The sequence below is a fragment of the Brucella anthropi ATCC 49188 genome, from assembly GCF_000017405.1.
Classification (GTDB): Bacteria; Pseudomonadota; Alphaproteobacteria; order Rhizobiales; family Rhizobiaceae; genus Brucella; species Brucella anthropi.
The window spans coordinates 1,215,795-1,242,305 of record NC_009668.1; the positions used below are offsets into that span (position 1 = coordinate 1,215,795).

Sequence of the window (26,511 nt, forward strand, 5' to 3'; positions counted from 1 at the left end):
TGCAGGCCTTCATCATGCAATTGTTGTTTTGATTTCTGGCCACTGATGCCAGTACTTTCAGATGCTCTACCAATATCCAAAACACCTGAGATAGAAGGCGTCCGGAAAGGACCGGACGCCTCTTTGCTGTTATTTTGCACCTTCAACAGCCGACACGAGTTCTTTGACGGCATCTTCCGAGGAAAGTTGACCGTTGAACTGGCGTGTTACGACGTCATAGATCGCATTCTTCACCGCAGCAGGGTTAGCGTAACCATGCGCCATGGAGCCCAGCATCGTGCCTTTTTCACTCGCTTCCTTTTCGTCAGCGATAGCCTTCTTGCCGCAAGCATCGAAGTCGGTATCAGGCACATCGGTACGAGCCGGAGCGGAGCCCTTCACTACGTTGAATGCCGACTGGAAAGTCGGACTTTCAATCGCCGATGCCATTTCAAGCTGTGCAGGAACCTTGTCTTCCGAGACTTTGAACATGGCAAACATATCGGAGTTGAATGTGATAGCGCCCTGGGTGCCCGGATAGCGCATGCAGACGAAGTCTTCGCCCGGCTTCTTGCCAGCCTTGACAAACTCACCCTTCGCCCAGTCGCCCATGAACTGAAGGCCGGCTTTGCCTTCAATGACCATAGCTGAAGCCAGGTTCCAGTCGCGACCGGAGAAGTTATCGTCAACATAGGAACGCAGCTTCGTCATACGATCAAAAGCCTGCTTCATCGTATCGCTGCCGAGCGTTTCGGGATCCAGATCGATGAAGGCCTTCTTGTAGAAATCTGTACCGAAAGAAAGCACTACAGCATCAAATATCGTTGCGTCCTGCCATGGCTGGCCGCCATGAGCGATCGGAGTGATGCCCTGTTCCTTGAACTTATCAAGGAGAGCGATCAGTTCATCCCAGTTGGTAGGCTCCTTGCCGCCAGCCTTGTCGAGCGCTGCCTTGTTGATCCACATCCAGTTGGTGGAGTGAACATTGACAGGAGCAGCGATCCAGTGGCCGTCATACTTGGCAAACTCCTGCAGAGGAGCCGGAATGACCTTTTCCCAACCTTCCTTGTTTGCGATCTCATCAAGATTACCAAGAGCACCCTGCTCTGCCCAATCGCGGATGTCGAAGCCGAGCATCTGCACTGCCGTCGGAGCATTTCCAGCTGTGACGCGCGCGCGCAGTACTGTCATGGCTTCCGTACCACCGCCACCGGCAACCGGCATATCGGTCCAGCTAATGCCCTTCTTTTCGAGATCCTTCTTGAGAACGTCGAGCGCGGCGGCTTCACCGCCAGCAGTCCACCAATGCAGAACTTCAACATTCTGCTTATCCTGCGCACTGGCAACAGGGGCCATTCCGGCGAGCAAAGCACAGGCGGCTGTACCCATCGCGGCGAGCTTCAAAAGTTTATGCATGTCTACCTCCCGTAGAAACAAACGAAACTAAAACTATCGGATATCTGGCTAAGCCTTTGCTTCAGCGCAGTAATCCATCTCGTCATTCCCATCCGCGCCTCTTCGGCACAGACCCGAAACCAGCTGCACCACACAACCAGTTTCTCCTACTCACTGCCGCAATACGATGCGAAAGCTTCCGCTTTCACCTGTGCCCGGCCATCCCTCACGACGCTTTTCCTGAAATCCTCCATCCCACTCATACGCCGCTTAAGCCCAATTGACAACGTTGTCTTTTAAGGATGCTAAATATCTGCAAGACAAGATGTGAACATAGGATAGGCCCAAACCCTGCCAGGGTGTCAATATCTTCCGATAGATAAAACGCGTAAAATTCAATCGATTAAAACTTCAGGTAGAGCCAGCACCCTGAAAAACGCTTAGAAATTAAAGCATTACCACCTCAAGGGCAGCGTTTTACATGGTGCCTCCCATCAAACCAGCACTCTACCCCCCCCTCATCGACCTGAAATGTCGGGAGTATAAAATTTCCCTTATTTTACTGGACAAGCCCGCGACGAAACCCTAATTTCACGCCGCTCGCACAATGGTGTGCGGGCTTGTTCTCGGGGCGGGGTGAAACTCCCCACCGGCGGTATGAAGCGAAAGTTTCGAGCCCGCGAGCGCCTGAAAAGATGCCGATTCGGCTTTGTTCAGGGTCAGCAGATCCGGTGAGATGCCGGAGCCGACGGTTAAAGTCCGGATGGAAGAGAGCGAATGAGCGTTAGGATTGCGCCCTTGGGCACAATCAATGCGTTCTTTTGTGCGCCCTGATTCTAGTTTCGTGTGGAACCTATGAACCAGAGCTATCCGAACAAGACTTCCTTCAAGATCGCATTCATTCAGGCGCGTTGGCATGCCGATATTGTCGACGAAGCTCGCAAGAGCTTTATCGCGGAACTGTCCGCAAAGGCTGGCACCAATATAGAAGTCGAAGTCTTCGACGTTCCAGGCGCTTATGAAATTCCTCTCCACGCCAAAACTCTGGCCAAAACCGGCCAGTATGCTGCCATTGTCGGCGCTGCGTTCGTCGTGGATGGCGGCATCTATCGACATGATTTCGTGGCAACTGCCGTCATCAACGGCATGATGCAAGTCGGCCTAGAGGCCGAAGTTCCGGTGCTCAGCGTTGTTCTGACGCCGCATCATTTCCATGAAAGCAAGGAACATCATGAATTTTTCCATGCCCACTTCAAAGTGAAGGGCGTGGAAGCAGCCAATGCGGTGTTGCAGGTCGTTAGCGAACGCAGCCGTATTACCGCCCTTGCATAATGATGCTTCGACCGGCCTTTGCGAAAAGGCCGGTCATTCTCCTGCGATACGCTCTCCGTGGGCATAAACGTCGAATTCATCACCCCTTACTAAGGCAACAAGTGTCAGATTGGCCTCCTGAGCCGTTCGGATGGCAAGAGCTGTCGGCGCAGAGATTGCGGCCAGAACCGGCGCGCCGAACATAACTGCTTTCTGCACCATTTCGACCGAAACACGGCTGGTAATCGCGACTATCCCATTTCCCGGTGCAGTACCGGTAAGCGAGACAGCTCCGACGAGTTTATCCAATGCGTTGTGCCGCCCCACGTCCTCACGTACAGCAATAAGCCCCTCGCCTGGCACATAGAACCCCGCCGCATGAACTGCATGGGTCTCAGCATTCAGTTGCTGCTCTTTGGTAAGAGACGCGACAGCCATTGAAATATCGTTGGAAGAGAATTTCCTATCACCTTGTTCCAAAGCCTCAAGCGACCGCAACGCATGGTCGATTGAATCTATACCACAGAGACCACACCCAACGGGACCAGCCATAAACCTGCGTCGCGCGGCAAGCCTCTGCTCGGGGCGTTCGGACAGTCTGATCTGTAGGTCTATACCCTTTTCAAAGGCTACGACATCAACCGCTTCTATCTCGGAAATATGGTCAACGATATTCTCGGTGAGCGTGAAACCGATCGCGAAGTCCTCAAGATTATCCGGCGTAGCCATCATTACGGCTTGGGTTGAACCGTTATAGCTGACCGCCACAGGCACTTCTTCCGGGACCATTCGGGTGCTTTCATGAAAGCTCGACACACGATGCGCGATACGTACAGCGCTCTGGCTAACCTTGTGGATCGTCACCTTAATCGCTCCCCTGTCATCGCATCCGTTCTCCCAGCAGTTTCATGTGGCATGAAAACAACTTTAATGTAAGTTGCCACCGGACAAGCCGTCGCGATTTGAGCGGCAAGTGAGGAAAATATGGATATTCGCCAGGTAGACGACAATTATTCAGTCTCGGGCCAGATCGAGCCCGACGACGTACGCGATATTGCAGCGGAGGGATTTCGCACAATCATTTGCAATCGGCCTGACGGCGAAGGCGGCCCTGAACAACCCGAGTTCAGCGAAATTGCACGTGTCGCCGAAAAAGCCGGGCTTGCAACTTACTACATCCCGGTTGTAGGCGGACAATTGACGCAAGAAGATGTGGATGCGATGGCAGCAGCGCTGGATGAAGCTGAGGGCCCCATTCTTGGTTACTGCCGATCGGGTGCACGCTCTACGAATATTTACGGGATCGTGCAGCAGCAAAAGCGCGGATAAAGAACGAGCGCAAGCTATGTGGGCGGTGAAGCCGCAAAGGCATTTCAACAGTCTTTGCAAACATGGCGATCACCGTCCAGAAAGCCGGGTGCGACCCGAATGAACACCGCGCGATGTATGAGCGCAATATTGGCGATAATAGCTCATACCGGTACGTGTCACAGTCGCAACAACACCGCCAAGAACGAGAAGCCATCCAATGGCCTGTGGCCAGTTGAAGCTTTCAATACCGCCGCTCAGCGCGACAATAAAGATACCAGCCCAGAGCAGAGCAGCCGTACGGCGCCAGAATAACGGGTTGAGCTCATCGAAGACAGCCTTCCACAGTGAGTGAACAAGGCAGGCGAAGAAAAGGGCAGCGGCCAGCCCGATATTGAGCAACTCGACCGGAAGCCATTGTTGCGAAGTAAGCATCGTTTCCATCATCCACTTAACCAAGATGCGTATCGAGGACCCCGTTACGGGATTTGTCTTTACGATCACTAGTACTGTTACTGTTCGTCCTATTCAGCTTTCGCTTTGTGGCCGTAACGTGTTACAAGCACGGAAAGCTCCTTCGGATAAATTCACTTATTATTGCGATCACGCGAAATATCGTGTTGAAAACACTACGCTATTCGCAGTGTTCGACTGCATTGGATGTGGCGCAACCCCTTCCAGCGATTGAGAAATTTGTGGTTCCGGCCCCTGAATATTTCACTATGGAATTTCATTCACAATCGCATCAAATAACAGCTTTGTAACAATTCGGCACAGCAAAGAGGCTCCGGCAACACCGAAGCCTCAACGTTATTCACAAGGTTGCAGTTTATTAGGTAGTCTTTACTTGCCCACCGCCCTTTTTGCTAGGAAGCCGCGAAGACGGATCCGCTGACGCTGGCGCATTGGCCGGACGCCCGAAAAGAAAGCCTTGAACCTGTTCGCAACCCTCTTCGATCACCATGCGATGCTGGTCAAAAGTTTCTATACCCTCGGCCACCACCGGGAGATCAAGGCTACGACCCAACCCGACGATGGCTCGTACAATGGCTCTCGCACTAACATCCGTTTCCATGCTGGTGATGAAACTGCGGTCGATCTTGATCTTGTCGAATGGGAAACTTTGAAGGTTACTGAGCGACGAATAGCCAGTGCCGAAATCATCCATCACGATACGGACACCCAGCTTCTTCATGCGACGCAACAGTTCGAGTGTCGTCAATCGGTCCTTCATCAATGCGGCTTCTGTTACCTCCAGCTCCAATCTCGTAGGATCCAGGCCCGTTTGTGCGAGAACCGAACTCACCGTGTCCGGCAGATTGATCAAACGGAACTGTACGGGGGAGAGGTTTACGGCGATAGTTAAATGCTTCTCCCATCCGGCGGCAGTGCGGCAGGCTTCACGCAGAACCCACTCACCGAGTGGGACAATTACCCCCGTTTCCTCAGCGATAGGAACAAAAACCTCAGGTGGTATCTGGCCACGTTCCGGATGGTTCCAACGAACCAGTGCTTCATAGCCGGTACAACTACCATCTGCTGTCGCGAACAATGGCTGATAGGCAATACTGATCTGACCGCGAACCATGGCGTGGCGCAAATCGGCCTCCATCTGGCGACGCTCTCTTATTTCGCGGTCCATTTCCGGCGAGTAGAATGCAACCATACCCCGTCCTTCTGTCTTCGCCCGATAAAGCGCAATGTCTGCCGCATGTCGGATGGCTTCTGCATCCTTGCCGTCATTCGGATACACGGCAACGCCAATGCTGACACCAACAGCAGTCGGATCGAGCACTGTATTCAGTTCTGACCGGAAGGTATCCAGAATCTTTTCGGACAGTTTCCGTGCACCCTTGGGCTGTGGAACCCCGACCTGCAGAATGATAAACTCGTCGCCGCCAATACGTGCTGCCGTGTCTATACCGTTTATGGATCGCTTCAGGATGCTGGAAACCGTCTTCAATACGCGATCACCTTCGGCATGGCCGAAAATATCGTTCACTGCTTTGAACCGGTCCAGATCAAGCGCGAGTACAGCAAAAGGCTCTCGGCTGCGGCGTGCCACTGCGTTTGCGAGACGCTCTTCAAAGAACATTCGGTTAGGTAAATCCGTGAGTGTATCATGCCGCGCCATATGCTCGATCTGACGCTGGGCCGTACGCTTTTCAGTAAGATCACGGACAGCCAGAACTTCGCAAGGGCGTCCCTGATACTCAATCGTATGAACTGCGAGTTCAAAGATACGCTCATCATTTGGAAATCTGGGTGCGGCTTCGATTGCTTCCGGGCGAGAAGCACAGACGGGGAGCCCATCAGCCGCCAGCAACAGAGTATCCGGCGCAACACCGACAAGCGCCTTTTCACTGCGCCGCATGAGATCGGAAAACCGAGCGTTCATCTCGACTATTCCACCATCACGAACGACGGCCAGTCCGTCCAGGGTAGCGTTCGCAAATCCCTTCAAGTCTGTCATGTAACGATCTACAAATACTGCAATAATCGTTGTCAGCGCTACTATACTGACAACAGCGGCAATTGCACCGATCAACCAGAGACGCCCTATGCCCAGCGGATCAGCAGCAGGAAGGGTCGGGTTTGGAACCAGCTCGGTCGACGCAACTGCAGTAAAGTGGAGCGTGCAAACAGCAAGAATCCCCCCAACGGTCGGTAGCAAAACGCGCATCCAGCCGGCAGTATTCATCACAAACCAGAAAGCAGCCAGCAAAAGCAGGATCGATATTATACTGCCAATCAGGATCGGTGGAAGGTCATAGTGAACATCTGCAGCTGCTCTGATTGCGCTCATACCAGTGAAATGCATTGCGGCAATCGATAGGGTTGCTGAAATGGCTGCGATCAAAACGTATTTGAACGCCTTACCATTCAGGAAGCGCACACTCAGCCAAAAGCCAAGTACAGCAATTGCCGCTGAAAGAACCGTGATCGTAAAATCGAACTCGATTGCCACGGTGCCACGATATGCAAGCATCGCCACGAAATGGGTTGCCCACACGCCCAATCCACCCGCAAGCGCGCTTATCGCCAGCCAATTGTCACGGCGGCTTTCCGTGCATTCCCGCGCGCGGACGAGCAACAGAAAGAAAGCAAACATGCTTGCAAATGAGATGGATGCAGCCAAAACCACGAAAGGTTGATCGTGCTGTACTGTTACGCATTCCAGGACTTTAAACATACCGCCCCCTGCGCCCGCCTGAAGTGCCACCATATAAAAATACAACCAGAGCATCATTCAGACTGTGCTTTGTTCCCTGAACAAAAGTACCAATAACTATTTAAGCATTTCTGAACTATGATATATATCGGCCCACATAAGCTGACGTTGCAAGAGTGGATCAAGTACGCTTGCCAAAACGCCGTCCGACACGAGCAAGCAATATCACGGGCAAAATTCCGACTACCACGATGGCAAGCGCCGCAATGGACGCTTCCTCATAAGTCCCGCGCGCAGCCTCACCATAAAGATGCGTTGCAAAAGTTTCGACATTAAGTGGGCGCAGCAAAAGTGTTGCTGGTAATTCTTTCACACAGTCTACGAATACGAGCAGACCTGCCGCCACAATGGCTGTTCTGGATAGTGGCAGATGAACTGCACAGAATGTTTGTGTCACACCGCGCCCTAATGTGCGCGATGCATGATCCAACGACAAGGGTATGCGTTCTAATCCGGAATCAATACCACCTGCAGAAATGGCGAGAAATCGGACCACATAGGCATAGATGACCGCTGCGCCTGTCCCAATCAGTAGCAGCCCGGCAGAATATCCGAAGAAATGCGATGTGAACTGATTGACGAGATGATCAAAGCCGCCGGCGACCACCAGAATACCGATGGCGATTACAGTGCCCGGCGCCGCATATCCCATCGTCGAAAAGCGATAAGACCAGCGCGAAATTGAACCCGGAAAAAGTCGGACGGCATATGCGACAAACATTCCGCATATCAGCACCAGCGCAGTCGCGATCGAAGCCAGAGCAACGGTATTAAAAGCTTCGCCGAGCAATCGCGGGGACACACCTGCAAAACGAATACGTTTTATGGCCTCCACGACCAGATAGATTGCCGGCAGTACGAATCCGATAACTACCGGCAGTGAGCAGAGACAGAACAACCAGATCGCTTGCCCTCGTCTGGCTTTCAACGGCTCGAAGCCACGCGAATGGCGGATATTGGAAGCAAAGCGCTGCTTGCGCCGTGCCCAGCGCTCGATTGAAACGAGAGCAACAACCAGAAACAGAAGGGCGAGTGCAAGTTGGGCTGCGCCAGGCAGATCGGAACGCGTTATCCAGGTCGTATAAATCGAAACGGTCAATGTGCGAACGCCCAGGAACTCGGCAGCCCCTACATCGTTCAATGTTTCCATCAAGGCCAGACTGACACCGACCGCCACTGCAGGCCGGGCAAGTGGCAATGCAACCCGCCAGAAGATGCCCTTGCGGCTTACCCCCAGAGTTCTCGCCGCTTCGATGAGGCTGGCGGATTGGGTGAGAAACATGGCTCGTGTAGGAATATAGACATAGGGATAGAGAACGAAGCCCAGCAGAATGATACACCCGGTCATCGAGCGGACGTCGGGCAATCGAAACTGACGCGGGCTTTCATATCCTAGTACGAAGCGCACAGCACCTTGCACCGGACCAATGGGATGCAGGATATCGAGATAGGCATAAGCGATAATATATGTCGGTACAGCCAATGGCAGCAGAAGCGCCCATTCCAGCACGCCTCGACCGCGAAAATCATAAGCCGTGACCAGCCATGCCATCGACGTCCCGAGGACGGCAGCGATAATGCCAACGCCGGTAAGCAAAATGACTGTTTCAAGAAAAGCCGTTGGCAGGTTGGTGGCAAACAGATGCGCCCATAGTCCGGCTGAGCCTTGTATGGCTTCCAATGCAAGGGCGAAAACCGGCAGCAAAACCAGAATTGCGACGAAAACCGAGAACCATAACCAGTTGCGCCCTGCTCTTGCGGGTCGCAAAACTCGTTTCCGCATGGCTGCAAGGACTTCCATTCGTCTCTCTATAGTGCAACGCCGGCGCATGAACTGCACCGGCGTTATTTCGCTTAACTCATCAGGCTTTTAGTTGTCGAAACCGACTTTGTCGACCAGTTCACTTGCCTGCTTACGATGGCTGACGATTTCAGACAGCGGAACGCTGTCGATCTTCAGCTCACCGAACGATTCCACGATCGGATCAAGCGGCGCACCCGGCTTTACCGGATATTCGAAATTGGCCTTGGCATAGATCTGCTGAGCCTCATCGGAAACCAGATATTCAAGCAGCTTGACTGCCGCGTCCTTGTTCGGCGCGTTCTTTGCAACAGCCGCACCACTGATGTTAACCTGAGTACCGCCAGCCTTGAAGGTTGGCAGCAGAACCTTGATGCCTTCGCCCCAAGCCTTCTGCTCGTCGCCGCCCTTGCCCGAACGCATCAGACCGACATAATAGGAATTGGCAACTGCTATGTCGCAGATACCTCCGACGATATCCTTAGCTCCGTCACGGTCCCCGCCAGCAGCTTTGCGCGCGAGGTTATCCTTGAGACCCTTGAGCCATTCTTCAGTCTTTTCTGCACCATAGTGCGCAATATAATCCGCGAAGAGAGCGGTGTTGTAAGGATGCTGGCCCGCACGGATGCAGACTTTGCCTTTCCACTTCGGATCAGAGAGGTCTTCATAATTGATCTTGTCGAGTTCCAGATCTTTGGCTGCATAGACAACGCGAGCGCGCATGGAGAGCGCGAACCAGTTATCCTTCGCGTCGCGAAGCTGCTCCGGAACGGCCTCTTTCAGCACCTTGGAATCGACAGGCTGGGTAAGGCCCTTGTCAACGAGATCGACCAGATTACCGGCGTCGACCGTCATAAGGATGTCGGCGGGCGAATTCGCACCTTCAGAGGCCACACGCTCTGCCAGACCATCCTTCAGGAACACCGTATTGACCGTAATTCCCGTGGACGACTTGAAAGAGTCGAGCAAGGGCTGAATGAGACCCGGTTCGCGTGTCGTGTAAATGTTCACTTCATCTGCGTGGGCGGCTCCTGCGAACAGCGTTACTGCGACGAGGGCGAGACCGGAACGCGCAAATTTGGACATTTTACCTCCAGATGGACATGGTTCATTTTGAATTATGAGCGGACTAATCAAGTTATACGGTGAGGCTCGCTGACGGTCAATTACCCATGCAACTCTAACGGCGTATATTTTCCATCACTTGGGGAAAATGAGCGCCTTATCCCAATGTGGGCATAAAAAAATATCGGTCGCAGAGGCCGGAAGCCTCAATTCTGTACGCACCCGCAACAACGGCGCAGCATCAGTCACCCGTACAACCAATTCTTCGATTTCACCGAGAAACGTTCGTGATTCAATATGTCCATGCAGCACAGCTTCGTTGGATTCAGCATCGGACAGAATCGAGAAGTCTCGCGGACGCAGATAAACAAACGCTTCGGCATTTGGTTCAAGCTGTTCAGCCAGAGCAAGCTCTCCAAAGGGAGTAGCCAGTTTACCGTCTTCAGCTTTGCCCGATATCATATTGAAGTCGCAGAAAAAATCTGCGGCATAACGGTTCGTTGGTCGGTCATGGAGTTCGCGTGCCGGACCGCTTTGAACTATCTTGCCGGAGCGCATCAACACCACACTATCCCCAGTCGACAATGCTTCTTCTGCTTCGTGCGTTACGATAATCGCTGTCGTTCCAAGTTCCCTTAACAAAGCCACCGTCTCACGGCGAACCCGGGCACGCAGACCTCTGTCGAGGTTTGAAAACGGCTCGTCCATCAGTAGAAGATGTGGGTTCGGAGCAAGGGCACGGATAAGAGCAACACGCTGCTGCTCACCGCCCGACAGCATATGCGGATAGCGATCCGCCATATGGGAGAGCGACACCAGTTCGAGAAGCTCGGCTGCTCGTGCGTTCGCTTCGTCGCGGGGTATTCTTCGCAAGCCGAACAGGATATTTTCTTTGACCGTCAGATGCGGAAACAAGGCGTAGTCCTGAAAGACCACACCAACGTTCCGCTTTTCCGGCTCAATAAAAACAGATGGTCCGACTAGCGTCTTGCCTCCCATCGTGAGTGTTCCGCTATCTGGAGCATCGATACCAGCGATGATGCGCAACAGGGAGGTCTTGCCGCAGCCCGAATGACCAACCAGACAAATGATCTCACCCGCATGAACATCAAGAGACACGTCATCAAGCGCACGCACTGCGCCAAACTGGCGACCGACACCGGATAGCGTCAGCGCCGGACCGGAATGACCGGAGACCTGTCGTTCATCATGCGGGTTGCGTGCGTCCATAAGCAAGATCGCGTGTCCAGATTGCAGTTCAGGCGGATATAGAGACACATTCTCCAGAAAGCTACCAAAACAGGATAGAATATCTCAGGAATATCGTAATTGAGTATTTTTCGAATGGGTTATCTGGTTGATCGCGAACAAAAAGCGGGCCATGCTCACCATGCTTCCACATACCCAAATCACCCAATCGCATTGCAGGAGAATACCGAAATGGGGCCGGTCACGGATAAGGTGGCGACAGCCGAAAGCTTGCCGCAGGAAACCAAAATCGCCATCATTGGCGGCGGCATTATTGGTGTTTCTACAGCCCTCTTCCTGGCCGAACGCGGTATTCCCGTCGCTCTTCTTGAAAAGGGAGAGATTGCTGGCGAACAGTCCAGCCGTAACTGGGGCTGGTGCCGCCGCACAGGCCGTGACAGCCGCGAAATGCCGCTCATCGTCGAGAGCATGCGGCTATGGGATGGCATGAACGAACGCACAGGTCGTGAAACGGGCTTTCGCGTTACCGGGATTGCCTATACAGCTGAAAAAGAAGAGCAAATGGCTCTTTATGGTGAATGGATAAAAATCGCCAGCGAACACGGTATCGAAACACAACTTCTCAATACTGAGCAAGCTGCAGCACTTGCACCGGGCGTCAATCGACATCTCGCAGGCGGCATGATTACGCCACTCGACGGTCGCGCGGAACCGCAAAAGGCCGTTCCGGCATTTGCAGCAAAAGCACAAGAGAATGGTGCTGTCATCCTGCAAAATTGTGCGGTGCGCGGTATCGAGACGACCAATGGTCGGGTGACGGCTGTCCTCACCGAAAACGGCCGCCTGCGCTGTGAAGCAGTGGTCATCGCGGGCGGGGCCTGGTCCAGACTTATCGTTTCCGCTTTTGATGCCCATCTGCCGCAATTGAAAGTTCGTTCATCCGTATTCCGTACAGCGCCTATTGATGCCGGTGTGGAGCCTGCGATTGCATTTTCAGATTTTGCACTGCGCAGAAGGCTGGACGGAGGTTATACGGTCGCAAGCCTTGGAGGCTCCATCGCCGATATCGTGCCCGACAGCTTTCGGTTCTTCCGCGATTTTATACCGTCGCTTTCGACCGAGTGGCGGTCGTTGCGATTCCGGTTTGGCGAACGTTTCTTCGAGGAAGCATTCCAGTGGAAGCTTCGTCCCGCCGATCAGGTCTCCATCTTCGAGAAAATCCGCACGCTCGACCCCGCTCCACACAAGGCAGCGAATACTCAGGTCCTTGCAAAACTGAAGCAGGCAATTCCTTCTTTCGCATCGGCCACAATAGCACAGGAATGGGCAGGCCTCATTGACACAATGCCGGACGTCATTCCGGTCATTTCACCACTTCCAGGCGTGGAAGGGGCGATCGTAGCAACAGGCTTTTCAGGGCATGGCTTCGGTATCGGCCCAGGCGCAGGTAAGCTTGTGGCCGATATGGTCACGGGAGAAACGCCGGTTGTCGATCCTTCAGCGTTTCATATATCGCGCTTTTCAGATGGTTCCAAAATCCGCATCGAGAACTGGGGATAGATCTGTGCTCCAGACTATTCGATCACACCGCAGGCAAACCGTGCTCCGCCGCCGCCAAGTGGCTTGGGCTCGTCGGAATAATTGTCGCCACCAACATGAACCATCAAAGCTCTGCCTTTGATTTCATCCAGTGACTTGAGACGCGGTGCTATAACGCTTTGCGTTATGTTGCCCTCGGCATCTGTTTTGAGCAAAGGCAAATCACCAAGATGTCCTTCGCCTTCCGGCCCCATGTGATGCTTGGAATGTGAGGGGTCGTAATGCCCACCGGCGGCTTGCGCCGGAACAGTTTTTCCATCTTGTTCGCCGGGTGCGCAGCTTCCTTTCTCATGGACATGAAAACCGTGTTCACCCGCGGGAAGGCCACGCAAATCGGGTTTGAATTGTAATCCGTCCGCAGTCTGCGAGATCGTGACGGTGCCGATTTCCTTCCCCTGTCCCGTCGGCAGAGCTTCGTAGAGTTTGACACTCACATCCGCCGCAGCGGCTGGAACTGTCAGAAGCATCATTGCTGAAGCAATCAATAACGGCTGCATCATTTCCTCCTGATCGCGATAATTCGTGATGAGAGGACAACGCACACCGTCAGAAATTGTTCGAAAATAAATCTTCCGTGTGAGGACCGCGTGACAAACGCCTGACACGCGGTCCAGCCGGATTATACCGTTACGAACTGAGCCATCATGCCCACATCTTCATGTTCCAGCACATGGCAATGGAACATGAACGGGTGGCTCTTTGCTCCCTCACGGTCAAAATGGACAAGTATTTCGGCCTTGCCATTGATCAAAGCAGTATCCTTCCATCCCGACTGGTGCGCTGGCGGAGCCTTGCCATTCAGGGAAAGAATGCGGAATGAGGCTCCATGGATATGGAATGGGTGCGGCATCTCCTTGGTTGTGAGATCCCAAATCTCCCAGGAGCCAAGTTTAGCCTCGACATCAATACGATCCATGTCGAACGGTTTACCCGCGATTGCCATTTCCACACCCGAAGTCAGAGCTTCAAGCGCAGGCCCCGCATCGGCAGAAGTTCTGGCACCGTGCATATCATGATCCATGGCGCCGGACATCGAGCTCATATCCATATTGCCCATATTATGCCCGGCATGAGGATCAACTGGCGGCTTTGCCATCATCAGTTTCATATTTTCCGCCATGCGCTCATCGAAGAAAAATGAACGACGTTTTACGGATAGTTTTTCATCGGCTGCATCAGGACCATCAAGACGATCTGGAACTGCCGTGATTTTCCCTCGCAAGGTGCTGTCCACGACAAACCGCATCAAGTGCAGATCGTCACCGCCGCTGTCATCCCCATAGGTCAACAAATCAGCGGCTTCACCCTTGGAGAAATCAACCAGAACCTCGTAGCGCTCGCCGGGGCTGATGGTCAGCCTTTCGACCGCTTCTGGCTTTCCAATGAAGCCGCCATCAGATGCTATGACAAGCAAAGGCCGATTGTCGCTCAGACGAACATGAAAATTTCGCGCATTGGCGCCGTTCAGGATACGCAGGCGGACAATGGAGACGGGAACACGTGCTTCCGGTGAAACGACACCATTCACGATAAGCTTGTCACCTCGGAAACCATGCATCAAGTCCATGATATCCGGTTGATAGACCTTATCACCTTCAATCACCCGGCGATCCTGAAGCACCAGCGGAATATCGTCCACTCCGTAATCTTCTGGTAGTCCGCGCTCAGCATCCTTGCCGTCAGTAACCACCATCAAACCGGCAATACCCATATGCGCCTGGCGGGCGGTGTTGCCGTGCAAATGCGGATGGAACCAGTTGAACGAGGCTGGCTGGTTAACCGTAACTTTCGGCTTCCATTCTGCACCCGCCTCAATCAGATTATGTGGCCCGCCGTCGAGTACGGACGGAACGAAAAGCCCATGCCAATGAAGTGTAGTCTCTTCATCCATGCCATTTTCAACGGAAAGAGTGACCGTTTCGCCGTTCTTCAGACGGACGAGGGGGCCGAGATAGGCACCATTGATGCCAGCAGATGCCGCTTCGCTTCCTTCTTCAAAGCTGTGCCGACCTGTCTGCACTTTCAGTTTAACAACGCCCGATGCGTCCGGTTCGATCAACGGCGGTAAAGGCAAAGGCCGTCCAGCCGTGGCGGTCGCTGAGGAAGCAGCGCCGTGGCCCATGTGCGCGTCCTGGGCAATACTGTCAAAAGGGCGAATAGCGGTTAGAAAAGCGGCCCCTGCCCCAAGAGACAGCAGGCGACGACGTGTAATTCCAGTCATGGTTATTCTCCAGACAATAATCTCATGGCCGCCAAAGGTTTGGCGGCGATTTTCAGATCAAGCCGGAAGCAGTATGGGAGGCCGCAAATCTCTATTCGGCATTTTGCCGCTAAGTGCCGCGACAAGCGGCGGCAAACCAAAATCCAGAACAGGAGTAAAGGCACGCAAATTCGTGCCAAGCTGAACGACGCAGCCACAAATCATCATGACACAAGCATTGGGTGCTTTGGCGCCGTGATCCACTGGGGCAGATTTATCCATGCTCGACGGCATCGACGAATCGTCCATGTGATGCGGCAGGCTCAAACTGCAATCAGAAACTGTCTGCACAGATGGCATGTCATGCGCCATTGCGTAACAGAGTTGCACTGAGAGAAGAAACACGAACGAAAGCATTGTCACGAGCACGCGGGAGGGCGAACACAAGACCGCATGGCCTCGTGCTGTATTCCTGAAACCGATATCGTACTGTGCTCGATACATCTTTGCTTCCAAACGGACGACATTGGAAATCTAGTCGTCCGTTACGGCAATTAAAAGACCTGACGGAGCACTGACGGGAATTTTACCCACTTTCGCTTTTCTTTCCAAAATCGCCTATTCGAAATCATAAAGTTGCTCAAAAGCCGTTTTTTGCTTGCGATTCCATACCCCGCGGTTTTAAAGAAGCCGTATCTCGGGCTCCTCCCCCAAATTTAGACGGCCCGTAAATATTGGATCTGAAACAATGACTGTCGCTGTAGCGGTTGCCCCGCAGAAAAATTCCGCGCGCCGAGTTCTGGCCGCGAGCATGATCGGCACCACGATCGAATTCTTTGACTTCTATATTTATGCCACCGCTGCGGTGATCGTATTCCCGCATCTGTTCTTCCCTGCGAGCGACGGCAATTCCGCGCTTCTCCAGTCTCTGGCAACCTTTGCGATTGCCTTCTTCGCCCGCCCTATCGGTGGTGCTCTGTTTGGTCACTTTGGCGATAAGGTTGGACGCAAAGCGACGCTCGTTGCAGCGCTCATGACCATGGGCATTTCCACCGTCGCCATCGGCTTCCTGCCAACCTATGATTCGATTGGCGTCTGGGCCGCCCTTTTGCTCGCTCTCTGCCGTCTGGGCCAGGGGCTTGGTCTTGGCGGTGAATGGGGTGGTGCAGTGCTGCTCGCAACTGAAAACGCACCCGAAGGCAAGCGTACCTGGTACGGCATGTTCCCGCAGCTTGGCGCGCCAGTTGGCTTCATTCTGGCAACGGGCATCTTCCTCGTTCTGGCAGAAGCTCTCACTGAAGAACAGTTTTTCGCTTTCGGCTGGCGCATTCCGTTCATCGCCAGTGCACTTCTGGTTGGTGTAGGCTTGTTCATCCGACTGAAAATCGCTGAAACGCCAGAATTCCAGAAAGCAATCGACAAAGCTGAACGCGTCGAAGTACCGGTCGCAACTCTATTCAAAAAGCACAAGATGAGCCTGTTCCTCGGCACGATCGGTGCGGTTGCAACCTTCGTCCTGTTCTATCTGATGACAGTCTTCTCATTGGGTTGGGGCACGCGCGCCCTTGGTTACAGCCGCGAAGAATTTCTTATTCTTCAGATGATTGGCGTAATCTTCTTCGGCCTCATGATCCCGGTAGCGGCCCTGCTGTCAGACCGCTTCGGCATGCGTCCGGTCATGATCATCGTCACCGTTCTGATCGGCCTCTACGGCTTCATCATGGCGCCTTTGTTCGTGGCTGGTACGGCCGGCGTACTCGCATTCCTCGTCATCGGCTTCGGCCTGATGGGTCTGACCTACGGTCCGATTGGCGCTGCTCTGGCCGAGCCATTCCCAACCTCGGTTCGTTACACCGGTGCTTCGCTGACTTTTAATCTGGCAGGCATTCTGGGTGCTTCAGTAGCGCCTTACATCGCAACCTGGCTCGCAACACATTATAGCTTCGACTATGTCGGCTATTACATGTCTGCCGCAGCTGTGATCTCGCTGATCGGTTTTGCCTTTATCTCGTTCAAGCGTGGCGAAGAACGAACTTCCGAAACGAAAAAGCCCACATGGAGCGATCCACGTGGGCTTTTCTTTTTAGGGAGCTTGCAGCTTTTATTCTGTGTCAGCAGCTTCCAGCGCAATAGCCACTGACTGGATAATCGACGCAAAACGCACGGCGGTCTGGATCGTTTCCGACGTCACATTGGCTTTGCGCAAAACATCCTCATGCGCATCGATGCACATGCCGCAGCCATTGATAGCAGATACGGCCAGCGACCAGAGTTCGAAGTCAATCTTATCGACACCCGGATTACCGATCACATTCATGCGCAGCTTCGCTGGCATGGTGCGGTAGTCCTTGTTGGTCGCAAGATGCACAAAGCGGTAATAGACATTGTTCATGCCCATGATCGACGCAGCAGATTTTGCCGCCTGAATGACGGAGGCATCGACCTTGGCAGCGGCTTCGGCAACAAGCGCCTTGCGCACGTCGGCATTACGAGAAGCAATGCCGCAGGCGACGAACAGGCCGTATTTCTGTTGCGGTGTCAGAGTTTCGTCGCTTGCCATCGACGAAAGATTAAGACGAACGTCCTTGGCGAAATCCGGGATCTTTGACTTCAGATCATCAATGGACATGGAACCCTCTTTATCTGTCATTTGGATACTAGAGCATGTCTCCCGAAAGTGGGAACCGGTTTTGGGGTAAAGACATGCCGAAAACAAAGAGATAGAGCGGTTCCAACGATTCCGTTTTAACCGGAACCGCTCTAGATAAAAGAAAGGCGGGCCTTGACCCGCCTTTCTGCAAACCAATCAGGGCCTATCAGGCAGCCTTGAGCGTCTCGCCACCGACTTCACGGTTGCATGGGCAGAGCTCATCGGTCTGCAGCGCATCGAGAACGCGCAACGTATCCTTGGGAGCGCGACCAACGTTGAGATTGGTTGCGTAAACGTGCTGGATCGTGTTGTCCGGATCGACAACGAAGGTGTAGCGGTACGCAACACCATCTGGCGAACGAACGCCGAGGCCATCGACCAGCGAACCATTGGTGTCGGCAAACGACCAGATCGGCAGCTTGTCGAGATCCTTGTGATCGCGACGCCATGCGAGCTTCACGAACTCATTGTCGGTCGAACCGCCCAGGACGACTGCGTCACGGTCTTCGAAATCCGATGCAAGACGCGCAAATTCGGCAATCTCGGTCGGGCAAACAAAGGTGAAATCCTTCGGGTAGAAGAAGATAACCTTCCACTTGTCCGCAAAGCTTGCTTCGGTGATTTCTTCAAATGCCGAAACGCCGTTTTCTTCGTGATGGTTGAAACCGGGCTTTACGCCGGTGACCTTGAAGGAGGGAAGCTTATCGCCGATACCGAGCATTTTATACCTGCCTGTAAATTCAATTGTTATGCGGAAATTTCTGAACTTACAGAATTTTCCGACTACGAGTCATATATAGGGATTCTTGTTAAATCGGTCAAAGCGATTATAACGATCAAATCCATCGATTTTAACGATGGAGCAAAGTCGAAAGAAGCAATGCTCAATATCAGCGTCCGCCAGCTCCATTACTTTATGGCCCTTGTCAAAGCGGGGTCCTTTTCGCGTGCAGCTGAGGTCGTGGGCATTACCCAATCGACATTAAGTGCAGCTATTCAGGCGCTTGAAACAGAACTTGGCGTAACGTTGATTGATCGTTCTGGCAGACGAATGCAGCTTTTGCCTGCCGGTGAAGATTTTCTGGCACGCGCTCGTACGATTATAGCCCTCATTGAAGAATTGCCCGAACACGCGCGACAAGCTGAACGACCGCTGACGACCAGACTGCGAATGGGCGTCATTCCGTCGATAGCGCCTTTTCTGCTGCCTAAAGTCCTGCCTGCGACCGCTAAAGCCTTTCCCGAATTGCAATTGACCATTCGTGAAGGTCTCACTCGGTCGCTGCTCGACAGCTTGCGTTCAGGTTCGCTCGATGTAGCACTGGTCGCCCATCCCTACGACCTCGATGAATTTGAGATAGCAGAGCTTGGTCGGGACATCTTCTATCTGGCAGTACGGCGCGATCATGCGCTGGCCAATCGCGATCAGATCGATGCAGACGACCTGCAAGGCCAGCCGTTTCTGCTGCTGGAAACCGGGCATTGCCTTCGGGAACACGTCATGGCCGCCATAGGGTCCACACCGGCCCAAGCAAGCGGTGACGTTCATGCCACATCCATCATGACGTTGGTGCAACTTGTCGATTTCGGGATGGGTGTTACGCTGCTGCCTGAAGTGGCGGTCAAAGCCGGAGCCACGCGCGGAACGGAGCTGAGCATCGTTCCTTATGAGGGCAAGAACAATTATCGGTCACTGGTTCTCGTCTGGCGCTCCAACGCCGCCCGCCGCAACGAGTTTCAGCTCTTTGCTGACCATCTTCGCGGCAAGTGCATGAAGCCGGCCTAGAGAATTCCCCAGGCGCGAAACCGTCCGCGCCCGGTAACTTCTCTCAGATTGAGTTCCGAGATCAGCTTCAAAGCCCCTTGCTGCGTAACCTGCAGTTCCTTCTCCACCATCTGGCTGGAAATAACGGGACTGCGCAGAACCATATCCATCAGTTGCGGCAATCGCGAATTGGACCTGCGCCCCTTGAGCTTACGCTGCATCTGTTCGCGCGCCAGCAGCAGCCGGTCATGCTCCTTCATGGTCGTATCGGCTGCATCTTCGATACTTTCAAAAAACGCCCTGAGACGGACAAGACGGTTAGGTGAGCGTCGTTCATCCGGTCGTTTCGCGCGGAGACCAAGACTGATTGCTGGCAAATGACCGATTGCAAGGCCACTCTGACGCAAGAAGGCGGCAGTCAGCAACCGACCAATCCATGACGATCGCTGCACAACTTCCAGAGAAAACCACGCGTCGTGGATCAATGCGGCGCGCATAAGGGGCGGCAAATGCCTTGTCGCTGCAAGACAGCCTCGCCATTCCTGCAAACGCGCATCCTCATCCCAGTCGTCGTCGTAGAGTAACGTATCGCGCGCGACGACTTCCGGCTTCGACCTGTTTGAGACAGTTCCCTTCAAAAGAGCATCAGTTCGCGCAAGCAAATTGTCGATGTCATCAAGCAGCGGATCAACATCATCGTCGTCCATTGCCCCGGATGGCTCAATTCCAGAGGGCACGGTATCAACCGTGCGGCCAAGCAATTGCTGAACACCAGCAGGGTCAAGAGCCCAATCTGCAGGTCTTCCAGCAATCTGCCGACGCATGCGCAAAACCGCATGTGCGATGGTCAGGGCGTGACTAGGCATCCGGCTGTCCATCAAGGCATCATGCAAGACCAAGTCTTCCATATGTACCAGTTCGCCTTCAAGCCACATCGAAGCGACGGCATCGTGCATATGCATTCGCTCGAGCATCCCTTCGCGAATGGGCGAGCGCAAAAGTCGTTCGTCGAGCCGCACCAGAGCTGCCGTAGCTTTGCTCACGGGTACGAAAAATTCTCCGAACGGCAAATCATCGATCTTGTAGGCCATGCCCCGCATATCGCAGCCGATTGCGAGAAAAGGCAAACAAAATTACCGCCTTATCCGAGAACTTCCGCAACTTTGACAGTGCGGTCTTCCCTGACCGAACGAAGTGCCGCCTCAGCCAGAGCCAAAGCTTGCAATCCATCTTCGGCTGAAGGATGCGGCGCCTTACCGGTGTCCAGCGCATCAATAAACGAGGCGATTTCCGCTGCATAAGCAGCCGTGTAGCGGGTCATGAAGAAATCATGCAATGGTGGACGGTTATAACCGTCTTTAGAAGCGATTTCTATCGAGATCGGACGCTGGTTTTCCGCCGAAACAGCACCGAGCGATCCATGGACTTCAATGCGCTGATCGTAGCCATAGGAAGCGCGGCGCGAATTGGAAATAACGCACTGGCGGCCGGAAGCAGTCGTCAAAATGACGCTTGCACTATCATAATCGCCAAGTTCTCCAATTTTCGGATCGACCAGCACCGAAGCCGAGGCCGATACGTTCTCGATTTCCTCACCGAGGAGAAAACGCGCCATGTCGAAATCATGGATCGTCATGTCGCGGAAAATACCGCCGGATACCTTGATATATTCTGCCGGCGGTGCACCCGGATCACGGCTGGTGATCGTCACCATTTCAACATTGCCGATGCGCCCATCTTTGATGGCTTTGTGCACTGCTGCAAAATGGGGATCGAAACGGCGATTGAAACCCAGCATCACTTTCGCGCCAGTTTCTCGAATGACATTGAGGCAGGCTCTAACGCGCGCTATGTCAAGATCAATCGGCTTCTCACAAAAAACAGCCTTGCCGACGCGAGAAAACCGTTCAATAAGATCGGCGTGGGTATTGGTCGGCGTGCATATCAGCACTGCGTCCACATCGTCTGATTGCTCAATAGCGTCGATACTGCGGACTTCCGCACTGGCAGAATCAGCAATTGCTCGCGCCGCCGCCTCATTTGCGTCTGCGACCGCGACCAATCGGGCCCGCTTGTCCGCAGCGATTGCGCCTGCGTGAACCTTGCCGATACGGCCCGCGCCGAGCAGTGCCAGACGTGTCACCATTGCCTCATCCTCCCAGGAAACGGCCATCTTCAGTCAAACGAAGATATACTATAGAATATTTATTCTATTTTGCTAGAATGTGACATAAAGATTGTCAAGAGACCATATCGAAAGGCCACTGATGGATTCCCCCGCCCCGTCATCAATCAACGTTCCGACGAATATCAAGGAATTCGAGGCGAAGCTGCTGGAGGTTTCCGACCGTTTGCCGAAGAGGCTGAAACAGTGCGCCGATTTCGTTGCCGCCAACCAGGACCGTATCGCTGTGTCGACCGTCGCCGAGATGGCCGAAGGTGCGGGTGTGCAGAGCTCAGCCTTCATGCGTTTCTGCCAGATCATGGGTTTCTCCGGCTTTTCGGAGATGCAGAAGCTGTTCCGGGATTCCTATGCGGGCGGCTGGCCTGACTATTCAACCAGATTGCAACATTTGCGAGAAACGGCGACCGGCAGCGCCCCTGCCCTTCTTGCCGAGTTTGCCGAAGCAGGGCGCACGTCTCTTGAAGGGCTACTCAAAACCATTGATCCAGATGCACTCGAAAAGGCCGTTCAGCTTTTAGCCAGCGCGCAGACAATCCACATTGTCGGCATCCGCCGTGCTTTTCCCGTCGCGAGCTACCTGGCTTACGCGCTGGAGAAGATGCAAGTGCCTGCCATGCTGCACAGCGCTGTCGGCAAACTGGAGAACCTGCATGCTATTCGCGAAGGTGATGTGCTTCTGGCGATTACCTTCTCCCCCTATTCACCGGAAACGGTCGCAATGGCCGAAACTGTCGCTGCGCGTGGTATCGACGTCGTCGGCATCACTGACACGTTTGTCAGCCCGATGAGTAAATCCGCCAAACAGACATTGCTCGTTTCAGAGGTGGATTTCGGCGCCTTCCGCTCACTCTCCGCAACGCTTTGTCTTGCTATAGCGCTCGCTGTAGCCGTAGGCACCGCACGTCAAAGCGACTGATCCTTCCCGTGCATATTCCATTTTTTAGTTGAAATGGAATAATAAATCCATTTTAATCAAAAATGGAATAACTGCTATGTGTGCATGAATTCTGCACAGCCTTGCAGCAATAAGAAAATAGCGAGGGAGGATTGTAGTGAAGCGGCTCGACTTGATAACGATTGGCCGATCTTCGGTTGACCTGTATGGCGCACAGGTTGGCGGCCTTCTGGAAGACATGGCCTCCTTCAACAAATATGTAGGTGGCTCTCCTACCAATATCGCAACCGGGACTGCACGGCTGGGCCTTAAATCCGCACTTATCACCCGTGTTGGTGACGAGCATATGGGCCGTTTTCTGTTACGCGAGCTGGAACGCGAAGGCGTGGACACACGCGGTATCGTCACCGATCCCGAACGCCTGACCGCGCTCGTTATTCTCGGCATTCGCGATCAGCAGCATTTTCCACTGATATTCTATCGCGAGAATTGTGCCGACATGGCATTGTGCGAGGACGACATCGATCCGGTCTTCATCGCCGAAGCTGGCTGTATTCTGGTTACAGGCACACATCTATCACATCCGAAGACAGAAGCGGCTGTTCTGAAAGCACTCCGTCTTGCTCGCGACAATGGCAGCCGGACGGCACTCGACATAGACTATCGCCCCAATCTCTGGGGGCTTTCCGGTCATGGCGACGGCGAGAACCGTTTTATCGAATCCGCAGCTGTTACGACCAAACTGCAATCGACCCTGCATCTGTTCGACCTGATCGTCGGCACGGAAGAAGAGTTTCATATTGCTGGCGGCTCGACAGACACGCTTCAAGCGCTGAAAGCCGTGCGCGCAGTAACGGACGCTGCACTGGTTTGCAAACGCGGCCCCATGGGAGCCGTGGTTTTCGAAGGCCCAATCCCTAACAGCCTCGACGAGGGACAGAGCGGCGAAGGGTTTCCAATTGACGTATTCAACGTGCTTGGTGCGGGCGACGGGTTCATGTCCGGGCTTTTGCGCGGTTGGTTGAAGGGCGAAGACTGGCCTACCAGCCTCAAATTAGCCAATGCCTGTGGGGCCTTTGCAGTCTCGCGACATGGATGCACGCCAGCTTATCCGAGCTGGGAAGAGCTTCAGTATTTTTTCCGTACCGGCATTCGCAACAAGGCTTTGCGCAAGGATGCCGCGCTGGAGCAGATTCATTGGTCCACCAATCGCAACGGCCACTGGCCAAATATGCGCGTTTTTGCCTTTGATCACCGTATTCAACTGGAAGAAATGGCCGCCGAGGCGAGCGTTTCAACGGAAAAGATTGGCGAGTTCAAACAGCTTTGCCTGAATGCGGCCTTGCAGGTGGCAAACGGGGATGAGGGTTACGGCATATTGTGTGATGGTCGACTGGGCCGCGATGCTCTTTACCGGGCCGCCGGTTCGGGCTTGTGGATCGGACGTCCGACCGAATGGCCCGGTTCGCGTCCGCTCAAGCTGGAACCGGAACTCGGACCAGACTGCGGTGGACTGGTCGAGTGGCCTGTCGAGAATGTAGTGAAGTTGCTATGCTTCTACCATCCGGATGACACAACTGAATTCAAGGCAGAACAGGAAGAAACTGTTTCACGTCTTTTCGCAGCCGCACGGCGCAACCGACTGGAATTCCTGCTGGAAGTCATCCCATCCAAAGCAGGTCCCGTCGATGACGACACAACTGCGCGTGTGATCGAGCGGTTTTATGAAATCGGCATCTATCCCGACTGGTGGAAGCTAGAACCCATGAAGACCAGAGCGGCCTGGGCCAATGCCTGTGACGCGATCATACGCAATGATGCACACACACGTGGCATCGTTGTTCTGGGGCTGGACGCGCCTGCCGAAGAACTGGAAGCCAGTCTTGCAATTGCTGCCGAATTCGATCTCGTCAAGGGCTTTGCTGTGGGACGTACGATTTTTGGTGACGCGGCACGCAAATGGCTGAACGGTTCGATCAGCGACGAAGAAGCAATCGCCGACATGGTGATGCGCTATCGTGGCCTTTGCAACGTCTGGGACAGCGTGCGTACATATTGAATTCGTTCTGCCGGGAGGAAACTGGAGGAGCTATGAAGACCGTTCGATTAACCGCCGCACAGGCATTGGTGCGCTACCTCGCCAATCAGATGACGCCGGATGGTGAGACCTTTATCGCAGGTGTTTGGGCTATTTTCGGCCACGGAAACGTGGCCGGACTTGGCGAGGCCCTCCATGGCATTCGCGACGAACTGCCAACATGGCGCGGCCATAATGAACAGACCATGGCCCATGCAGCCATTGCCTATACCAAGCAGCTTGGCCGCAAGCGTGCTTGCGCCGTCACCTCCTCCATCGGCCCCGGCGCAACAAATATGGTCACTGCAGCAGCTCTTGCCCATGTGAACCGCCTACCAGTTCTCCTCATTCCCGGCGACGTCTTTGCCAATCGTGGACCTGATCCCGTGCTGCAGCAGATCGAAGACTTCAATGACGGCACTATGACCGTGAATGACTGTTTTCGTCCGGTTAGCCGCTATTTCGACAGGATCACCCGGCCTGAACAGCTTCTCACTGCCCTGCCCCGCGCCTTCCGCACCATGACCGATCCTGCTGATTGTGGGCCGGTTACGCTTGCTTTCTGTCAGGATGTGCAAACGGAAGCATATGACTGGCCGGAAGAGTTCTTTGAACAGAAAGTCTGGCACTGGCGCCGTCCACCGCCCGATGAGAATGAACTGAATGCCGCAGCGGCAGCAATCAAGGCAGCGCTTAGCCCCGTTATCGTTGCAGGCGGCGGAGTGCACTACTCCGGCGCTCACGAAGCGTTACACAATTTTGCCGAAGCACATGGCATTCCAGTCATCGAGACACAGGCTGGCAAATCGGCGCTACCGTGGGATCACCCGCTCAATTTTGGTCCGGTTGGCGTGACTGGGGCAGACAGCGCCAATGCTATCGCGGCGGAAGCCGATCTTGTGATCGGCGTCGGCACACGCTTTCAGGACTTCACGACCGGATCATGGGCGCTGTTCAAACATCCCGGGCGCAAGCTTCTCTCGCTAAACGTCCAACCCTATGACAGCTCCAAGCACGGTTCGCTTCCATTGGTTGCCGATGCAAAGATTGGCCTTGAAGCGCTCTCGAAAGCGGTTGGCAGCTATAAGCGCCAACCTGCGGACACAGCGTTGAAAGAAAAATGGTTTGCGGCGGCAGACGGGTTTACCGCTGCCCCCAGTGACGGCAACGCTTTGCCAACCGATATGCAGGTGATCGGCGCGGTACAGCGTCAGGCACAAGAGAACACGGTCGTCATGTGCGCGGCAGGCACCATGCCGGGCGAACTGCACCAACTCTGGAAAGCCGGTCGCCCCATGTCCTACCATATGGAGTATGGCTTCTCCTGTATGGGTTATGAGATAGCTGGCGGCCTTGGTATCAAGATGGCCGAACCGGATCGAGACGTCATCGTGATGGTCGGCGACGGCTCTTACATGATGGCCAATTCCGAACTCGCCACTGCCGTCATGATGGGGCAGAAGATTACGGTCGTTATTACCGACAATCGCGGTTTCGGTTGCATCAACCGGCTGCAGATGGCGACTGGTGGCGCTGAGTTCAACAACCTGCTCGACCATTCGAGCCACGTGAACCCGTCGCACATCGATTTCGCCGCCCATGCCGGAGCTATGGGTGCCGATACGAAGAAAGCAGGGTCGATCCGCGAGCTGGAAGAGGCTTTGGCGGAAACCCGCAACAGCCCGCGAACCACTGTCGTCATTATCGATACCGATCCTTACCCGACCCCTGAAACTGGCGGTTGGTGGTGGGATGTCGCGGTGCCGGAAGTCTCGGAGCGCGAACAGGTACGTGCTGCGCGTAAAGATTATGAAGCCAAGCTCAAAGAAAGAAACTGACC

The 26,511-nt window shown here is 54.0% G+C and carries 22 protein-coding genes and 1 riboswitch; of the genes, 8 read left to right on the forward strand and 14 right to left on the reverse strand.

The window, feature by feature from the left end; translation table 11 throughout:
• Window positions 1-129: 129 nt before the first annotated feature.
• Window positions 130-1,395 carry an ABC transporter substrate-binding protein gene (locus tag OANT_RS19710; RefSeq protein WP_010659004.1) on the reverse strand — a complete coding sequence of 422 codons (1,266 nt, stop codon included), beginning with the start codon at window positions 1,393-1,395 and terminating at the stop codon, window positions 130-132.
• A gap of 597 nt (window positions 1,396-1,992) precedes the next feature.
• Window positions 1,993-2,153, forward strand: a riboswitch (FMN riboswitch).
• Between the two features lie 76 nt (window positions 2,154-2,229).
• On the opposite strand from OANT_RS19710, the gene OANT_RS19715 reads away from it, so the two are divergent.
• Window positions 2,230-2,706, forward strand: coding sequence for a 6,7-dimethyl-8-ribityllumazine synthase (locus tag OANT_RS19715; protein ID WP_012093178.1), 477 nt, complete (start codon window positions 2,230-2,232; stop codon window positions 2,704-2,706).
• A gap of 33 nt (window positions 2,707-2,739) precedes the next feature.
• On the opposite strand, the gene fdhD is transcribed toward OANT_RS19715, so the two are convergent.
• Window positions 2,740-3,549 carry a formate dehydrogenase accessory sulfurtransferase FdhD gene (gene fdhD, locus OANT_RS19720; protein ID WP_012093180.1) on the reverse strand — a complete coding sequence of 270 codons (810 nt, stop codon included), beginning with the start codon at window positions 3,547-3,549 and terminating at the stop codon, window positions 2,740-2,742.
• Window positions 3,550-3,669: 120 nt separating this feature from the next.
• On the opposite strand from fdhD, the gene OANT_RS19725 reads away from it, so the two are divergent.
• Window positions 3,670-4,014 (forward strand): protein tyrosine phosphatase family protein, encoded by a 345-nt coding sequence (locus OANT_RS19725; RefSeq protein ID WP_010659007.1) that lies wholly within the window; start codon window positions 3,670-3,672, stop codon window positions 4,012-4,014.
• A 69-nt stretch (window positions 4,015-4,083) separates the two neighbouring features.
• On the opposite strand, the gene OANT_RS19730 is transcribed toward OANT_RS19725, so the two are convergent.
• The 5 genes from OANT_RS19730 to OANT_RS19750 form a co-directional block, all read right to left on the reverse strand.
• Window positions 4,084-4,428, reverse strand: coding sequence for a hypothetical protein (locus tag OANT_RS19730; RefSeq protein WP_049768437.1), 345 nt, complete (start codon window positions 4,426-4,428; stop codon window positions 4,084-4,086).
• Between the two features lie 397 nt (window positions 4,429-4,825).
• The gene (locus tag OANT_RS19735) at window positions 4,826-7,186 is read right to left on the reverse strand and encodes a bifunctional diguanylate cyclase/phosphodiesterase (RefSeq protein WP_012093182.1); all 2,361 of its coding nucleotides are present in this window, start codon (window positions 7,184-7,186) and stop codon (window positions 4,826-4,828) included.
• 160 nt (window positions 7,187-7,346) lie between these two features.
• Window positions 7,347-9,056 carry an ABC transporter permease gene (locus tag OANT_RS19740; protein WP_012093183.1) on the reverse strand — a complete coding sequence of 570 codons (1,710 nt, stop codon included), beginning with the start codon at window positions 9,054-9,056 and terminating at the stop codon, window positions 7,347-7,349.
• A 39-nt stretch (window positions 9,057-9,095) separates the two neighbouring features.
• Window positions 9,096-10,112, reverse strand: a complete 1,017-nt coding sequence (locus OANT_RS19745) for a Fe(3+) ABC transporter substrate-binding protein (protein ID WP_012093184.1) — start codon at window positions 10,110-10,112, stop codon at window positions 9,096-9,098.
• A gap of 114 nt (window positions 10,113-10,226) precedes the next feature.
• The gene (locus tag OANT_RS19750) at window positions 10,227-11,321 is read right to left on the reverse strand and encodes an ABC transporter ATP-binding protein (RefSeq protein WP_012093185.1); all 1,095 of its coding nucleotides are present in this window, start codon (window positions 11,319-11,321) and stop codon (window positions 10,227-10,229) included.
• A 210-nt stretch (window positions 11,322-11,531) separates the two neighbouring features.
• On the opposite strand from OANT_RS19750, the gene OANT_RS19755 reads away from it, so the two are divergent.
• A complete protein-coding gene (locus OANT_RS19755) occupies window positions 11,532-12,860 on the forward strand; it encodes an NAD(P)/FAD-dependent oxidoreductase (protein WP_012093186.1) in 1,329 nt (442 codons plus the stop codon).
• Between the two features lie 14 nt (window positions 12,861-12,874).
• Here the strand turns inward: OANT_RS19755 and sodC are convergent, their stop codons facing one another.
• From sodC to OANT_RS25855, 3 genes are all read right to left on the reverse strand, one after another.
• Window positions 12,875-13,396 (reverse strand): superoxide dismutase family protein, encoded by a 522-nt coding sequence (gene sodC, locus OANT_RS19760; RefSeq protein ID WP_012093187.1) that lies wholly within the window; start codon window positions 13,394-13,396, stop codon window positions 12,875-12,877.
• 122 nt (window positions 13,397-13,518) lie between these two features.
• Window positions 13,519-15,120, reverse strand: a complete 1,602-nt coding sequence (gene cueO / locus OANT_RS19765) for a multicopper oxidase CueO (RefSeq protein WP_012093188.1) — start codon at window positions 15,118-15,120, stop codon at window positions 13,519-13,521.
• Between the two features lie 57 nt (window positions 15,121-15,177).
• Window positions 15,178-15,603, reverse strand: coding sequence for a hypothetical protein (locus OANT_RS25855; protein ID WP_080514359.1), 426 nt, complete (start codon window positions 15,601-15,603; stop codon window positions 15,178-15,180).
• 244 nt (window positions 15,604-15,847) lie between these two features.
• Here OANT_RS25855 and OANT_RS19770 point away from each other — a divergent pair, with 244 nt between their 5' ends.
• Entirely contained in the window at window positions 15,848-17,239 is a 1,392-nt protein-coding gene (locus tag OANT_RS19770) for an MFS transporter (RefSeq protein ID WP_012093190.1), read from the forward strand.
• Here the strand turns inward: OANT_RS19770 and ahpD are convergent.
• Together ahpD and OANT_RS19780 are read right to left on the reverse strand one after the other, a co-directional pair.
• Complete coding sequence (gene ahpD / locus OANT_RS19775) at window positions 17,201-17,728, reverse strand: alkylhydroperoxidase, AhpD family (RefSeq protein ID WP_010659017.1); 528 nt, start codon at window positions 17,726-17,728, stop codon at window positions 17,201-17,203. The two genes, OANT_RS19770 and ahpD, sit on opposite strands and share 39 nt — an antisense overlap.
• 187 nt (window positions 17,729-17,915) lie before the next feature.
• The gene (locus OANT_RS19780; protein ID WP_012093191.1) at window positions 17,916-18,470 is read right to left on the reverse strand and encodes a peroxiredoxin; all 555 of its coding nucleotides are present in this window, start codon (window positions 18,468-18,470) and stop codon (window positions 17,916-17,918) included.
• 159 nt (window positions 18,471-18,629) lie between these two features.
• On the opposite strand from OANT_RS19780, the gene OANT_RS19785 reads away from it, so the two are divergent.
• Entirely contained in the window at window positions 18,630-19,535 is a 906-nt protein-coding gene (locus OANT_RS19785) for a hydrogen peroxide-inducible genes activator (RefSeq protein ID WP_012093192.1), read from the forward strand.
• Here the strand turns inward: OANT_RS19785 and OANT_RS19790 are convergent.
• Entirely contained in the window at window positions 19,532-20,605 is a 1,074-nt protein-coding gene (locus OANT_RS19790) for an RHE_PE00001 family protein (RefSeq protein ID WP_040128665.1), read from the reverse strand. The two genes, OANT_RS19785 and OANT_RS19790, sit on opposite strands and share 4 nt — an antisense overlap.
• Before the next feature lie 50 nt (window positions 20,606-20,655).
• A complete protein-coding gene (gene iolG / locus OANT_RS19795; protein WP_012093194.1) occupies window positions 20,656-21,660 on the reverse strand; it encodes an inositol 2-dehydrogenase in 1,005 nt (334 codons plus the stop codon).
• Between the two features lie 121 nt (window positions 21,661-21,781).
• Between iolG and OANT_RS19800 the strand changes: the two genes are divergently transcribed.
• From OANT_RS19800 to iolD, 3 genes are all read left to right on the forward strand, one after another.
• Window positions 21,782-22,615: a MurR/RpiR family transcriptional regulator gene (locus tag OANT_RS19800; RefSeq protein WP_010659022.1), complete on the forward strand. Its 834-nt coding sequence runs from the start codon at window positions 21,782-21,784 to the stop codon at window positions 22,613-22,615.
• Window positions 22,616-22,751: 136 nt separating this feature from the next.
• Window positions 22,752-24,653 (forward strand): bifunctional 5-dehydro-2-deoxygluconokinase/5-dehydro-2-deoxyphosphogluconate aldolase, encoded by a 1,902-nt coding sequence (locus tag OANT_RS19805; protein WP_012093195.1) that lies wholly within the window; start codon window positions 22,752-22,754, stop codon window positions 24,651-24,653.
• 32 nt (window positions 24,654-24,685) lie between these two features.
• Window positions 24,686-26,509: a 3D-(3,5/4)-trihydroxycyclohexane-1,2-dione acylhydrolase (decyclizing) gene (gene iolD, locus OANT_RS19810; RefSeq protein WP_012093196.1), complete on the forward strand. Its 1,824-nt coding sequence runs from the start codon at window positions 24,686-24,688 to the stop codon at window positions 26,507-26,509.
• Window positions 26,510-26,511 lie beyond the last annotated feature (2 nt).